This is a genomic window from Streptomyces sp. NPDC055966, assembly GCF_042269865.1.
Taxonomy (GTDB): Bacteria; Actinomycetota; Actinomycetes; order Streptomycetales; family Streptomycetaceae; genus Streptomyces.
In genome coordinates, this window is sequence record NZ_JBHJYK010000018.1 from 196148 (window position 1) to 210084 (window position 13937).

Sequence of the window (13937 nt, forward strand, 5' to 3'; positions counted from 1 at the left end):
CGGGCAGTCTAGGAGCCCGGCCGCGCGGCGGGCAGGGCGGCCGCCATGCGCCGTACCGCCTCGGTGAGGATCTCGGGCGAGGTCGCCAGGTTCAGCCGTACGTGCCCCGCGCCGCCGGTGCCGAAGGGCAGGCCCGAGCTGAGGGCGACGCGGCCGCGGTCCAGGAAGACCCGCGCGGGGTCGTCACCGAGGCCGAGGGCGCGGCAGTCGAGCCAGGCCAGGTAGGTGGCCTCGGCGGGGTGGAGGCGGATCGCGGGCAGGTGCTCGGCGAGCAGGTCGCAGAGCAGCCGCCGGTTGGTGTCGAGCCCGGTGAGCAGGGCGTCCAGCCAGCCTCTGCCGTCGCGCAGGGCGGCGGTGTGGGCGATGACGCCGAGGTGGCTGGGGCCGTGCCCGACCTCCTCGGGCAGCCGGGCGAGGTCGTCGGCGGCGCCGGGTCCGGCGAGGGCGAGCGCGGCCTTGAGGCCGGCCAGGTTCCAGCCCTTGGAGGCCGACATCAGGGACAGGCCGCGCTCGGCGCCGGGCACGCCGAGGTACGGCACGAAGGCGGCGGTGGGGGCGACGAGCGGGGCGTGGATCTCGTCCGCGACGACCCGGACGCCGTACCGCTCGGCGAGGTCGGCGACGGCGGCCAGTTCAGCGGCGGTGTGGACGGTGCCGGTGGGGTTGTGCGGGCTGCACAGCAGGAAGGCGGCCCGGCCGGTGCCGGCGGTCGCCTCCCGGAACCTCTCCTCCAGGGCGGCCGGGTCGAGGCGTTGTCCCGGCCCGAGCGGCGCTTCGACCACCTTGCGGTCCATGTGGCCGATGAACTGGAAGAACGGCGGATAGACCGGCGGGTTGACGATGACCGGATCGCCGGGCCCGGTGACCAGTTTGATCATCTCGACCACGCCGAGCATCACGTCGGGGACGATCGCGGTGCGCTCGATCGCGATCCCGTCCCAGCCCCAGCGGTCGGCGGCGAACGCGGCGAGCGCCTCGGCGTAGGCGGTCCCGGCCGGGTACCCGGTGTCGCCGAGGGTGAGCGCGTCGGTGACGGCGCGGACCACGGGTTCGGCGAGGGGGACGTCCATCTCGGCCACCCACAGCGGCAGCACGTCCTCGGGGTAGGTGCGCCATTTCATGCTCGTACGGCGGCGCAGCCGCGCCAGGTCGAGGGCGCGCAGGGGGTCCGGTTCGCCGTGGGTGTCGCGCGGTGTGCCGCTCATGGGGCTCACGATATGCGGCAGGGGCGGCGGCGGGAACGCTCCGAAGAGCCGGAGTGCCGGAGTGCCGGAGTTCAGGGTGGTGATCAACTCAAGCGTCTGGATTGCGTCATGAACGAATGGCCGCATCGCTCGCCCGGCTTTCCTACGAGGTCGACCGCGCGGCCGGTTACCGGATACGCCAACTGCACCCGGGCATCGGGAAGTACGCGCGCGCCGACCGGCTCTTCCTCGGCCGTGCCGTGCGCCATCCGGCCGCCGAGGCGGGGATCCGGCAGTTCCTGGACATCGGCACCGGGCTGCCGACCGCCGACAACACGCACGAGGTCGCCCAGGGCATCGCGCCCGAGACGCGGATCGTCGAGGAGGTCCGCCATGTTCGGCGGGATGGCGCGGAAGAACCGAGCCGGGCGGGCGGGACCTACCGGCCTCAGCGAACATCGGGCCCCCGAACACCGGTCTCCCTGAACACCGGGCTCCCCGAACACCGCTTTCGCCGAAGACCGGTTGCGCTGAACGCTGGGGCGCCGGGCCGCGTATGGAGGTGCGGGCCCTCGACGAGCCGGGGGTCTCGCGCCGTCGGCACGGGCGGCGCGTGGTCGGGTTCGGCTTCGGGAGCCACGCATGCGGCACGCACGACGACGCATCGTCCGGCGGGTGACACGCCTGGCGGCGGTCGGCGGACTCCTCCTGGGGGGCGTGATGGTCACCCAGGCGGCCATGGCGAGCGAGACACCTCGCGCCGCCACGAGAACGCTGTCCGCCGCCGGCGGCGGAAGGGACACCGGCGCCGCGCTGGTGGCGCGGCTCGGCACGGCCCGTACGGCGGGCAGTTGGATCGGCGCCGACGGGCGGCCGGTGGTGGCGGTGACCGACGACGCGGCGGCGCGGGCGGTGCGCGGTGCGGGGGCCGAGGCGAAGGTCGTCGCGCACAGCATGGACCAGCTCACGTCGGCCACGGCCACGCTGCGTTCGGCGCCTCGGGTGGCGGGCACCGCGTGGGCGGTGGACTACCGGACCAACGAGGTGCTGGTGAGCGCGGACAGCACGGTGTCCCGGGGCGACTGGTCCCGGATGAGTCAAATGGCCGCGGGAATCGGTGACTTCGTGCGGATGCGGCGGACGGGGGGCTCCTTCACCACGCGGCTCAACGGCGCCCAGCCGATCCTGTCGACCGGCGGCCGCTGCTCGGCGGGGTACAACGTGACGAACGGCCAGAGCGACTTCATCCTCACGGCCGGGCACTGCGGTCCGGCGGGGTCCACGTGGTTCGCCGACAACCAGGGCGACCGGCAGCTGGGGCAGACGGTGAGCAGCACCTTTCCCGGCAACGACTTCTCGCTCGTGAAGTACGCCTCCGGCAGGGCCGGTGACGGCGCCGACGTCGTCGCGATCGGCGGCGGCAACGGGGTGCGGATCACGGGGGCCGCCGATGCGACGGTGGGGCAGCGGGTGTTCCGCAGCGGCAGCACCAGCGGGCTGCACGACGGCACGGTGACCGCGCTGAACGCGACCGTCAATTACCCCGAGGGGACGGTCACCGGGCTCATCCAGACCACGGTGTGCGCCGAACCGGGCGACAGCGGCGGCCCGTTGTTCTCCGACGGCATCGCGCTCGGTGTCACCTCGGGCGGCAGCGGGGACTGCACGGCGGGCGGTACGACGTTCTTCCAGCCGATCACCAAGGCGTTGACGGCGCTGAACGTCAAGCTGATCGTGTCGGCCCAGAACGCCGGCGGTGCGCAGGGCGCCGCCCCCTCCCCCGCGCCGTCCGCCGCGGCCACGCAGGCCGCGATCGCCCCGAGCGGCGTGACGCCGGGCTCGGCGGCGCCGGTGGCGGGCGGCGGGAACGAGACACTGCTGGCGCGGCTGACGGACACCCGGAACGTCGGTCCCGGGCTGCTGGTCATCGCGGGCAGTCTGATCGCGCTCGTCGCGACCCGGTACATCCGGGCCGAGCAGGATCGCAAGGCCTATCAGCGGTACTACTCGGCGACCTGGGGCTGACGGGACACGAGAAGGGCACCCGTGCGGTCACGGGTGCCCAAGGGTTCAAGCGGTGCGGTGGCGGCGCGGTCGACGCGAGGCCGGTCAGGCCGCCCGCTTCGACCGCGGGGTCGCGGCGGCCCACTCCAGCACGAGGCGCTGGTACTCCGCGCGCTGCTCGGTGGTCAGTGTCCCGCCCGACCGGCGCCACAGGGCCCTGATCTCCTCGTTGACCTCCGCGGCCGATCGCGCAGAGCGCTCGGTGACGGCTTCAACAGTGGTGGACATGCTGTGAAGCATATGCCGCTCGACGTGAAGACGTCGTGAGTAAGTACCCTCGATACGGACATTTCGGACCGTGTTACTCATCACGTCGATCTGTCAATGCGCACACGGGAGTTCACACTCTCCCCTCACCCAGCACGAGGACCTGGATCGCCAGCACCGCCGCCCCGCGCGCCCAGTCGTGGAAGTCGGAGACCTTCGTCTCCAGATCCACCGGTTCGGCGAGCGGATGCCGGTGGGCGCGGACGGTCTCGCGGACCGTGGCCCCGGCCACGTCCATCAGTCCGACCCCCTCCCCGGCGAGCAGGATCTTCTGCGGCAGCGCGAAGTTGGCGATCTGCGCGACCAGGACGCCGAGCGCCCGCGCCGCCTCGCCGACGACCCGGGCGGCCATGGGCTCGCCCGCGGCGGCACCGGCCAGGATGTCCTCGTAACCGACGTCACGGCCGGTCGCGGCGCGGATCTGGTACTCGATGCTGGGGATCGTGAGCAAGGACACGGCGCTGCCGCGGGCGCCGTCCGGGGTGAGCGGGCCGTGCGGGTCGACGATCCAGTACCGGCCGGGGGCGCGGCCCTCCTCCGCGAACGGCACGCGCCTGCCGCCGAGCACCAGCCCGTAGCCGAGGCCGGCGCCGATGGTCAGGACGGCGAAGCGGTCCAGGCCCCGGCCCGCGCCGAACCAGGTCTCGGCCTCGGCCAGGGCGGCGACGTCGTTCTCGACGACGACCGGCAGCCCGCTGCGGTCCCGGACCAGCGCGGCGAGCGGCACGTCCCGCCAGCCGAGGAACGGCGAGTCCGCCACCACCGCGCGCTCGCGCACCAGACCGCCCACGCCGATGCCGATGCCGGCCGGGACCGGCCGCCCCTTCGCGAGGTCGGCGGCCAGCCGCGCGACCACGTCGGCGACGGCGTCCGGGCCGTGGCCGGTCAGCGGCCGGTCGAGACGGGCGACGACCTCGCTGCGCAGGGTGGTGACAACGCCGTAGACCCGGTCGGCGGTGATCTTGAAGCCGAGGAAGGAGCAGGAGTCGGCCACGACGCCGAGCGGCCGGGAGGGGCGCCCCTGGCGTGCCTCCGCGCCACCGTCCGGCTCGGCCGCCTCCACCAGCAGCCCCGACTCGATGAGGGGCTTGGTCAGGCGGGTGAGGCTGCCCTGGGAGAGCCCGAGACGCCGGGCCAGCTCGGTGCGGGACAGCGGCCCGTGCACGAGCGCCTCGATCGCCACGGAGCGCTCCGCGGGGCTCAGCGGAAGCCAGTCGGTCACAGCACCCCTCTTCTTTTGAGCATCTTCTTCTGGCGCATCTTCTTCCGGCGCAGATTTTCTTTTGGCTCAGAAGCAACCAGGTCACCCTACTGTGCACCGTGCGCGCTGCAGAAGCTTCCTCCCGCCCCTTGACGATGCAATTCTTCCGCACCAAAAGTAATCGTCATGACTTTCTCTCTCGGCATCGTCGGCGCCGGACAGTTCTCCGGTCAGTTCGCCACGCTGTTCCAGGCCCATCCCGGCGTCCGTGACGTGTACGTCACCGACCTGCTGCCCGAGCGGGCCGAGCGGCTCGTCGCCGCGCAGGGGCTCGCCGGCACCTTCCCGTCGTACGAGGCCATGCTGGAGTCGGCGGCGGTCGACGCGGTCGCGATCTTCACCCAGCGCTGGACGCACGGCCCGCTCGTGCTCCAGGGGCTGGGCGCCGGCAAGCACGTGTACTGCGCCGTGCCCATGGCGATCACCACGGAGGAGATCGGCGCGATCATCGACGCGGTCCGGGCGACCGGGCTGACGTACATGATGGGCGAGACAAGCCACTACCACCCCGCGACCGTGCACGCCCGCGACCAGCTCGACCAGGGCGCCTTCGGCCGGCTCTTCTACGCCGAGGGCGACTACGTCCACGACATGGACCTCGGCTTCTACGACGCCTACCGGTACAGCGGCGGCGAGAACTGGCGGGCGACGGCCAGCTATCCGCCGCTGCTGTACCCGACGCACGCGGTGGGCGGGGTGCTCGGGGCCTGGCGGACACATGCGGTGAGCGTGTCGGCGCTCGGCGTGCGCGACGATCGCGGGGACGGCGTTTTCGACCGTTCGGTCAGCCAGTTCGACAACGACGTGTCCAACGCGACCGCCCTGTTCGAAGTGGCGGGCGGCGGATCGTTCCGTACGAACGAGTTCCGGCGGGTCGGCTATCCCTCGCACATCCGCGAGTCCCGCTTCCGGTTCTTCGGCACCGAGGCCAGCATGGAGCAGCTGGCGACGGTGGCGCTGTGGCAGGACAAGAAGGGGGTGCGGGACATCAGCGAGCTGCTGGAGCCCAAGCAGACCCTGGCCCCTGACGACCCCTCACTCGCGCACATCGCACCGGAGCTGCGGGCCGCCTTCACCTCCGGCTCGGCCCCGGTGCACGACCGGTCGAGGCTGCCCAGGGAGTTCGACCACCTCCACAACGGCCACGAGGGCAGCCATCACTTCCTCGTCGACGACTTCGTCACCGCCGTCACCACCCGCGGCCTGCCGACCGTGAACGCGTGGACGGCCGCCCGCTACACCCTGCCGGGCGTCATCGCGCACGAGTCCGCGCGGCAGGGCGGGGTACGGCTGCGGATCCCCGACTTCGGGGACGCGCCCGAGGCGTGACGGCCCGGGCGACGACGGCCCAGGTGCCGCTCGGATGCCGCTCAGGTACCCGGCTTGCGGCCGTAGACGAAGACGTCGTCGCCCGTCCTCAGCAGCGACCAGTACGTCTGGGCGTCCTTGGTCGTCATGTTGACGCAGCCGTGCGAACCCGGCGGGTTCCACATGCTCAGGCCCACCGAGTGGAAGGCCTGACCGCCGTCGAAGAACTGGCTGTACGGCATGGGCACGTTGTAGACGGTCGAGACGTGGTGGAGGTCCCGCCAGTAGACCTTCTTCAGACCGGTGCGGGTGACGTAGCCCTTGCGGCCGGTGCGCACGGGCACCGGCCCGTAGACGACCTTCTTCCCGTCCTGGATCCAGCTGAGCTGGAGCGTGAGGTTCACGCAGGCGATCCGGCCCTTGTTCACGGGGCACGCGCCGTCCTTGTTCGGGTTCTTCCCCACGGCCCGCTGCTTGCTCACCAGATCCATCACGCCCCAGGTGACGGGCCCGGCGTAGCCGATGTCGGGCGTGATGCCGTGCGTGTCCTGGAAGGCCTTGATGGCCCGGCAGTCGGCGGCGGACTGCTTGCCGTCGACGGGCCGGCCGAGGAACTTCTCCGCCTGCTTCTGATACGGCCCCGCCTGCGTGGTGCAGCTCGTGGCCGCCTGGGCCGGCGCCGTGGTGAGGGCGAGCGTGAGCGGCGCCACCAGTCCCGTGACCCCGAGCGCGACAACGCCCCGTCTGCGTGTGTCCCCCATGTCCGTGTCCCCTTCTCCCCTTGTTCTCCCCTGCCGCCCGGGAGCCGCCCCGGGTGCTTACCACTCGCTTCCCGCGATGTCGGACTCCTAGACCTGCGCGGGGACGGCGGGGTTGTGGTTCCGGCCGGACTGTGACGAAACGGTGAACTTCGTCGCGTTCGTCAGGACGGGCGCTTCACGGCCGCGAGGAAACCCGTGTTCACCGCCGTCAGGCCGCCGTCGACGACCAGCGTCGTCCCCGTGATCCAGGCCGCGTCGCGGGAGGCGAGGAAGGCGACCGCGGCGGCGACGTCCTCGGGCTCGCCGATGCGGCCGAGCGGGTAGAGGGGCCGGACGGCCTCCAGTTCGTCGTCGCGCCCCTCCCACGCCGAGGTGCGGACCGTGCCCGGCACCACGAGGTTCACCCGTACCCCCCGGGCCGCCGCGTGGCCGGCGAGGGTACGGGTCAGCGAGGCGAGGCCGGCCTTGGCGGCGCTGTAGGCGTGGTTGCCGAAGTCCTGGCCGCCGTTGACGGAGCCGATGCTGACGATCGCCCCGCGCCCGGAGGCGACGAGGTGCGGCAGCGCGGCCCGGCAGCACCGGCGCACGCCGGTCAGGGTGATGTCGAGGTCGCGTGCCCACGCGTCGTCGCAGTCGTCCTCGAACAGCGGGGCGTCCGGGGTGCAGTGGGCGGCGCAGTTGACGAGCACATCGAGCGAGCCGAACGCGGTGACGGCCCGCGCGACGGCGGCGTCCACCGCGGCGCGGTCGGCGACGTCGCACGCCAACGCCTCGGCGGGGAGCCCCTGTTGGCGCAGGGACTCGGCGGTCCGCTCGGCCTCGGGCAGGTCCTGGTCGGTCAGCAGGACGCGGCCGCCCTCCTCGGCGAGGCGCCGGGCGACGGCCGCGCCGATGCCGCGGGCCGCGCCCGTGACGAGTACGCCGTGTCCGGCGAATCGGGTGTGATCGGTCATGGGGCGACCGTACGGCGCCCGGGCCGCCGTTTCACCGGGTACGGCGGGAACGGCCGCTGCGGAGCGCCGGGATCACCGGTGTCCGCGGGGCCTCGGACGGTTCAGTGGCCCCGTTCGATCCACTCCTCCAGGTGCGGTGCCTCGGCGCCGATGGTCGTGGGGTCGCCGTGCCCGGTGAGGACCTTGGTCTGCGGGGGCAGGGTGAGGAGCTTGTCGCGGATGGAGTCGATGATCGTCGGGAAGTGGGACCAGGACCGTCCGGTGGCGCCGGGGCCGCCCCGGAAGAGGGTGTCGCCGGTGAAGACCGTGCCGAGCCCGGGGTCGTACAGGCAGACGGCGCCGGGGGCGTGGCCGGGCGTGTGGAGCACGGTGAGGTCGGCGCCGGCCGCCTCGATGACCTGGCCGTCGACCAGGTGCCGGTCGGGCTCGCGGTGCGGGTGGGTCTGCTTCCACAGCGGCAGGTCGTCGGGGTGCAGCCAGATGACGGCGCCGGTGAGGTCGGCGAGGGCGGGAGCCGCGTCGATGTGGTCGTTGTGCGCGTGGGTGCACACGATCGCGGTGAGGCGGCGGTCGCCGACGGCGGCGGCGATGGCCTCGGCGTCGTGGGCGGCGTCGATGACGATCACCTCGTGGTCGTCGCCGACGATCCACACGTTGTTCTCGACCTCCCAGCTGCCGCCGTCGAGGGTGAACCGGCCGGAGGTGACGAGGTGTTCGATGCGGGCGCTCATCACAGCACCACCACCGAGCGCAGCACGTCGCCGTGGTGCATCCGCTCGAACGCCTTCTCCACCTCGTCCAGTTGGACGGTCTCGGTGACGAACGCGTCGAGCGGGAGGCGGCCTTGCAGGTGCAGGTCGACGAGCATGGGGAAGTCCCGGGAGGGCAGACAGTCGCCGTACCAGCTGGACTTGAGGGCGCCGCCGCGGCCGAAGACGTCCAGCAGGGGCAGTTCGAGCTTCATCTCGGGGGTGGGGACGCCGACGAGGACGACGGTGCCGGCGAGGTCGCGGGCGTAGAAGGCCTGCTTGTACGTCTCGGGGCGGCCGACGGCCTCGATGACGACGTCGGCGCCGAAGCCGCCGGTCAGCTCGCGGACCGCCTCGACGGGGTCGGTCTCCTTGGAGTTGACGGTGTGGGTGGCGCCCAGGGTGCGGGCCTTTTCCAGCTTGCGGTCGTCGATGTCCACGGCGATGATCTTCGCGGCGCCGGCGAGGTCCGCCCCGGCGATCGCCGCGTCGCCGACGCCGCCGCAGCCGATGACGGCCACCGAGTCGCCCCGTCCGACGTTGCCGGTGTTGAGGGCCGCGCCGAGACCGGCCATGACCCCGCAGCCGAGCAGTCCGGCGACCGCCGGGGAGACGGCCGGGTCGACCTTGGTGCACTGGCCGGCGGCGACGAGGGTCTTCTCGGCGAACGCGCCGATCCCGAGGGCCGGGGACAGCTCGCGTCCGTCGGTGAGGGTCATCCTCTGCTTCGCGTTGTGGGTGTTGAAGCAGTACCAGGGCCGGCCGCGCAGACAGGCCCGGCAGTTCCCGCACACCGCACGCCAGTTGAGGATGACGAAGTCGCCGGGCGCCACGTCCGTGACACCGGCGCCGACGGACTCCACCACGCCCGCGGCCTCGTGGCCGAGGAGGAAGGGAAAGTCGTCGGAGATGCCGCCCTGCTTGTAGTGCAGGTCGGTGTGGCAGACACCGCAGGCCTGGACACGTACGACGGCCTCGCCGGGCCCCGGGTCCGGCACCACGATCGTCTCGACCCGTACGGGCTCGTCCTTCCCCGGTGCGATCACGCCGCGGACTTCCTGCGCCATGGTCTGGCCCCTTCTTTCGATTGCCTTCGCTGCCGACCCTACGCGTGACCGATCGGTAGCGGCGGGGACCACGGCGGTGATCGTGGATCTCTCGCCTGACCGGGTTTCTTCGCGAGCGTTCCGCAGGTCCCGGGATGTGACTGGAAAAGGTCATTCCATGATGGCAATTTTTTTGCAGGGTGCAGGAATCTGCCTGGTGTCTGCTCCCGGTCCGGCCGTGCCTCAATGGGGGCATGCCCCTTGACGGCTGCACGGGACGTACCGCCTTCCTGTTCTCGGCCGGTGCCTCACCACGGCCCGGAGCCGGCGCCGAACTCCGGGAGGAGTTCCCGGTGTTCGCCGAGACGCTGGACGACATCTGCGCGCGCCTCGACCCGTATCTCGAACTCCCGCTGGCCTGTGTGATGTTCGCGGCCGACGGCACCCGGACGGCGGCCCTGCTGGACCGGGCGACGTACGCCGGTCCGGCGCTGTTCGCGCTCCAGGTGGCGCAGTGCCGGCTGCTGCACAGCTGGGGAGTCAGGCCGGACGTGGTCTACGGCCAGGCGGCCGGTCGGATGGCCGCCGCGTACGCCGCCGGTGTCTTCTCCCTGGCGGAGGCCTGTCACGCGGTCGGCACCCTGGCCCGTCTCCTCGGCGCCCTGCCCGGCCCGGCCCCGGGGCGCCCCGCTCTGGAGGGCGTCCTCGGCGCCTACGGCCGTACGCTCGCCACCCTGCACCCGCGCGCCCCGCGCCTCCCCCTCGTCTGTGACAGCACCGCCCGCCCGGTGGGCGCGGAGACCGCCGAGCCGGAGTTCTGGGTACGGCGCACACCGCAGCGGTTCGCGGACATGGCCGGGGTGCTGCACCGCGCCGGGGTCCGCGTCTGGCTGGAACTGGGCCCCGCCGACCTGCTCGTCCGCCTGCTGCCCGGCTGTCTGCCGGACGGCCCGGCGACGGCCTTCGCCCTGTCGCGGGACTGGGCGGTGCTGCGTGCGGGGCCGGGGACGGGGTCCGGCGGCGGACAGACGTGAGGGCCGCGGCCGGCGAACGGGCCTCGGGCGGCGGTTCAGGCCGCGACGGCCGGCGGCACGCCCGTCACGGGCCCGCGAGGTCGGTGACCTGGTGCAGTGCGTCGAGCTTGTTCAGCTGGTCAACCCGGTTCAGCGCGCGCATCTGCTCGGACACCTTCGGGACCTCCTTGCGGTGCGCGGCCGGGATGTCGCTGACCGCGATGGCGTCGAGCGTGGTCATGGGGTTGAGCAGCGCCTTGTGCGGTGCGCCGGTGGGCGCCGCGTTCGCCGTCGGGACGGCGAGGCCCGTGATCCCGGCGGCGAGGCCGAGGGCGGCGACGATACGTCGAGAGGAGATCATGCCCTCAACAACGCCCCCGGACCCCGGCCGGACACGGGTGGCGGGCCGCGGCTACCCGCGAGGCGGAGGCGCCCGGCTGCGCTTGCCGTGCCCGCCGGGCCGGAGGAGCCTCGAAGAGTGGAGCCCGCGCGGCCCGATCCACGCCGGGCCGCGGGCGTCCGAAGGAGGTCACCATGGGGACCGTGACAGGTTCCGGCTTCGACACCGAGACACTGCGCCGGGCCGTGGAGGGGAACACCGGCAACTCCCTGCTCGCGCTCTACGCCGACGACGCGGAGATCCGCATCGTCGACCACGACCACCAGCCCAGCCACCCCACCGTCCTGCACGGCCGGGCCCAGATCGCCGAGTTGCTGGACGACATCTACCGCCGCGACATGACACACAAGCTGGACCAGTGCGTCGTACAGGGCGATCACGTCGCCTTCAGCGAGAAGTGCCAGTACGGGGACGGCACCAAGGTCCTCGCCGAGTCGATGCTCACGCTGCGCGACGGCAAGATCACCAGCCAGCTGATCATCCAGGCCTGGGACGAGTAGGCGGCCCCAGGCATGACGGGCGCCGGAAGGAGAAGTGCGAGGGTCCAGGTCACCTCCCGGCTGACCTGGACCTTCTCTGCCCGCGCGAGCCTGGGAGGGCTACGGCTGCGGTCGGTGCGGGCGCTGCGGTCGGTGCTCGGGCAGGCGCGACCCCGCCCCGCGCCGCACACCCGGCGCTCCCGACGCCGCTGAGCCGCGACGACGGCGACCGCCCGGGCAGTGGTCAGGTCTGCGACCACTTCTGGTTGTCCTGACCGTTGCAGGTCCACAGGACCAGGGAAGTGGCGTTGCCGGTGGCCGCGTTGGAGGCGTCCAGGCACAGTCCCGCGTGGACGTTGGTGATCGTGCCGTCGGTGTGCAGCGTCCACTTCTGGTTGTCCTGGCCGTTGCAGTCCCAGATCACGACCTTGGTGCCGTCGGTGGTGCCGCGGTCGTAGGCGTCGAGGCACTTGTCGCCGTAGACGACCAGTTCCCCCCGGGAGGTGAACGTCCAGGCCTGGTTGGCGCCTCCGTTGCAGTCCCACAGCTCGGCCTGGGTGCCGTTGGTGAGCGTGTTGTCGTAGACGTCGGCGCAGCGGCCGGACTGCTTGCCGGTCAGGAGGGTGCCGTTCGTGCCCGGCAGGGGGCGGACGGTGAGGGCACCGAGGGACGGACCGCCGGTCAGCGCGAGGGAGTTGCCGGCTCCCTTGATGAGGTTCACCTGGACCGAGACGGTGCCCTGGGACGAACCGGTCGGCGGGAACGAGACCGCGGTGGCCGTCTGTCCGTCGACCCGGAGGGTGCCGGTGAGGGGTGTGGAACCGGTGTTGGTGTAGGCGATGTCGGCCACGGCCAGGCCGGTGCTCGCGGCGCTCACGCCGGTGTAGGTGCCGGTGGAGGTCGTGCCGTAGTCGGTCCTCGCCGCCTCGGTGCCGCTGACCTTGAGCATGACCGAGCCGCCCGCCGGGACACCGGCGGTGTAACTCGTCGCGTACGAGCCGAGGGTGGAGCGCGCCCACAGGTCGCGCACCGTCGCCGAGGCACCGGTCAGGCCGAGGTCGGACCAGCGGACGGTGATGTTCCGCGCGGCGGAGGTGCGGTTCAGCAGGACGACGGCCCGGTTGCCGGTGCCGGACAGGACCTTGCCGTAGACCTGGAGTCCGGTGGTGTCCTCGGCGACCTTGACGCCCTGGAGGCCGCGCGGGTCCTGGTCGACGGCGACGACCTCGGGGTTCGTGAGGATCCCGGCCGTCTCGCTCGTCATCGTCGTCAGGTCGTTTCCGGCCAGCAGCGGGGCGCCGGAGACCGCCCACAGGGCCATGTGGGCGCGGTTCTGCGCGGCGGTGAGGCCGGGCATGCCGGTCATCAGCATGTCGGGGTCGTTGTGGTACCCGGTGTGCTGGGCGGCCGGGTGCTGGGCCTGGTCGAAGTTGGCCAGCATGTTCGCCTGGGAGGGCGCGTTGCCGTAGTAGATGATGTCCGTGCTGGTGCGCCACATGGTGGCGAGGCCCGGCGCCCAGTTCCAGGGGTTCTGCCTGCCCCAGTTGCACGCGGACAGCGTGAGCGGGCGGCCGGTGGCCGCGGTCGCCCTGGTGACGGCGGAGCTGATCGAGGTGTACGCCGTCTTCGCGTCCAGGCCCTCGGAGTCGCCGCCGCACCAGTCGACCTTGACGAAGTCGAAGCCCCACTTCGAGAACTGGAGCATGTCCTGGTCGTAGTGGCCCTCGCTGCCGGTGTTCGGGGCGGCGGGGCGGCCGGTCGGGTAGTAGTAGCCGCAGCCGTTCTTGCCGGCGTCGGTGTAGATGCCGGCCTTCAGGCCCTTGCTGTGGATGTAGTCGGCGATGGCGCTCATGCCGCCGGGCCACTCACCGGTGTCGACGGTGATGTCGCCGGCGCTGTCGCGGGTGCCCTGCCACCAGCCCTCGTCGATGTTGATGTACCGGTAGCCCGCGGCGGGCAGACCGGCCGCGACGAACGCGTCGACCTGCTGTTTGATGACGTTGTAGTCGATCTTCGCGGCGAAGCTGTTCCAGGAGGCCCAGCCCATCGGCGCTGCGGGCACGGCGATCTGACGGGCCGTCACCGCAGCCCTGGCAGGGCCGGGCTGGGCGAAGAGGAGGGCGGCGGCCGCGGTCAGCGCCAGGACGAGCGCGCGGACGGCGCCGGCTCTGCACCGGAGCAGCAGGCCTTCGGCGGTCGGACGGGGTGAGGGATACATCGGCGCCTCCGTGTGCGGAACGGAATCCACGCTGAGTGATACGTCGACCGGTTCGGTCGTCGGCATCGTCGGCATAGTCGGTATTTCGAACACAGATCGACACTCCGAACGTGTCGCGGGCCGACCGTAGAGCCGCCCGGGGGTGAAGTCAACGGCTGTGACGGGGGCGAACCGGCCGTGCCCGCTGGGCCGTTGGGTCCCGCGCGAGGGGCCGTGCCGCCATACTGGGTCATC

The 13937-nt window shown here is 72.3% G+C and carries 13 protein-coding genes and 1 pseudogene; 5 read left to right on the forward strand and 9 right to left on the reverse strand.

From position 1 onward, the window contains the following. Nucleotides 1-8 precede the first annotated feature (8 nt). Entirely contained in the window at nucleotides 9-1205 is a 1197-nt protein-coding gene (locus ACFC8N_RS33260) for a MalY/PatB family protein (RefSeq protein WP_376292277.1), read from the reverse strand. 140 nt (nucleotides 1206-1345) lie between these two features. Here ACFC8N_RS33260 and ACFC8N_RS33265 point away from each other — a divergent pair. Next, nucleotides 1346-1564: pseudogene (locus ACFC8N_RS33265) on the forward strand (SAM-dependent methyltransferase); the annotation flags it as partial. Nucleotides 1565-1826: 262 nt separating this feature from the next. Further along, a complete protein-coding gene (locus ACFC8N_RS33270; protein WP_362819499.1) occupies nucleotides 1827-3209 on the forward strand; it encodes a S1 family peptidase in 1383 nt (460 codons plus the stop codon). Nucleotides 3210-3293: 84 nt separating this feature from the next. On the opposite strand, the gene ACFC8N_RS33275 is transcribed toward ACFC8N_RS33270, so the two are convergent. Next, nucleotides 3294-3488 carry a hypothetical protein gene (locus ACFC8N_RS33275; RefSeq protein WP_071371440.1) on the reverse strand — a complete coding sequence of 65 codons (195 nt, stop codon included), beginning with the start codon at nucleotides 3486-3488 and terminating at the stop codon, nucleotides 3294-3296. Nucleotides 3489-3588: 100 nt separating this feature from the next. Beyond that, entirely contained in the window at nucleotides 3589-4737 is a 1149-nt protein-coding gene (locus tag ACFC8N_RS33280) for an ROK family protein (RefSeq protein WP_376292281.1), read from the reverse strand. A 165-nt stretch (nucleotides 4738-4902) separates the two neighbouring features. On the opposite strand from ACFC8N_RS33280, the gene ACFC8N_RS33285 reads away from it, so the two are divergent. Beyond that, the gene (locus tag ACFC8N_RS33285) at nucleotides 4903-6105 is read left to right on the forward strand and encodes a Gfo/Idh/MocA family oxidoreductase (RefSeq protein WP_362819497.1); all 1203 of its coding nucleotides are present in this window, start codon (nucleotides 4903-4905) and stop codon (nucleotides 6103-6105) included. A 41-nt stretch (nucleotides 6106-6146) separates the two neighbouring features. On the opposite strand, the gene ACFC8N_RS33290 is transcribed toward ACFC8N_RS33285, so the two are convergent. The 4 genes from ACFC8N_RS33290 to ACFC8N_RS33305 form a co-directional block, all read right to left on the reverse strand. Further along, complete coding sequence (locus ACFC8N_RS33290) at nucleotides 6147-6845, reverse strand: L,D-transpeptidase family protein (protein ID WP_376292283.1); 699 nt, start codon at nucleotides 6843-6845, stop codon at nucleotides 6147-6149. 161 nt (nucleotides 6846-7006) lie between these two features. Beyond that, nucleotides 7007-7798, reverse strand: coding sequence for an SDR family NAD(P)-dependent oxidoreductase (locus tag ACFC8N_RS33295; protein WP_376292285.1), 792 nt, complete (start codon nucleotides 7796-7798; stop codon nucleotides 7007-7009). A 101-nt stretch (nucleotides 7799-7899) separates the two neighbouring features. Continuing rightward, nucleotides 7900-8529 carry an MBL fold metallo-hydrolase gene (locus tag ACFC8N_RS33300; protein ID WP_356029537.1) on the reverse strand — a complete coding sequence of 210 codons (630 nt, stop codon included), beginning with the start codon at nucleotides 8527-8529 and terminating at the stop codon, nucleotides 7900-7902. Then, nucleotides 8529-9614 (reverse strand): S-(hydroxymethyl)mycothiol dehydrogenase, encoded by a 1086-nt coding sequence (locus tag ACFC8N_RS33305; RefSeq protein WP_362819494.1) that lies wholly within the window; start codon nucleotides 9612-9614, stop codon nucleotides 8529-8531. Before ACFC8N_RS33305 ends, ACFC8N_RS33300 begins: the two co-directional genes overlap by 1 nt. Before the next feature lie 233 nt (nucleotides 9615-9847). Between ACFC8N_RS33305 and ACFC8N_RS33310 the strand changes: the two genes are divergently transcribed. Beyond that, nucleotides 9848-10627, forward strand: a complete 780-nt coding sequence (locus tag ACFC8N_RS33310) for an acyltransferase domain-containing protein (protein WP_362819492.1) — start codon at nucleotides 9848-9850, stop codon at nucleotides 10625-10627. A gap of 64 nt (nucleotides 10628-10691) precedes the next feature. On the opposite strand, the gene ACFC8N_RS33315 is transcribed toward ACFC8N_RS33310, so the two are convergent. After that, complete coding sequence (locus ACFC8N_RS33315; RefSeq protein ID WP_356029532.1) at nucleotides 10692-10967, reverse strand: hypothetical protein; 276 nt, start codon at nucleotides 10965-10967, stop codon at nucleotides 10692-10694. 173 nt (nucleotides 10968-11140) lie between these two features. Between ACFC8N_RS33315 and ACFC8N_RS33320 the strand changes: the two genes are divergently transcribed. After that, nucleotides 11141-11506, forward strand: coding sequence for a nuclear transport factor 2 family protein (locus ACFC8N_RS33320; protein ID WP_356029530.1), 366 nt, complete (start codon nucleotides 11141-11143; stop codon nucleotides 11504-11506). Between the two features lie 223 nt (nucleotides 11507-11729). On the opposite strand, the gene ACFC8N_RS33325 is transcribed toward ACFC8N_RS33320, so the two are convergent. Beyond that, nucleotides 11730-13703 (reverse strand): ricin-type beta-trefoil lectin domain protein, encoded by a 1974-nt coding sequence (locus tag ACFC8N_RS33325; protein WP_376292288.1) that lies wholly within the window; start codon nucleotides 13701-13703, stop codon nucleotides 11730-11732. Nucleotides 13704-13937 lie beyond the last annotated feature (234 nt).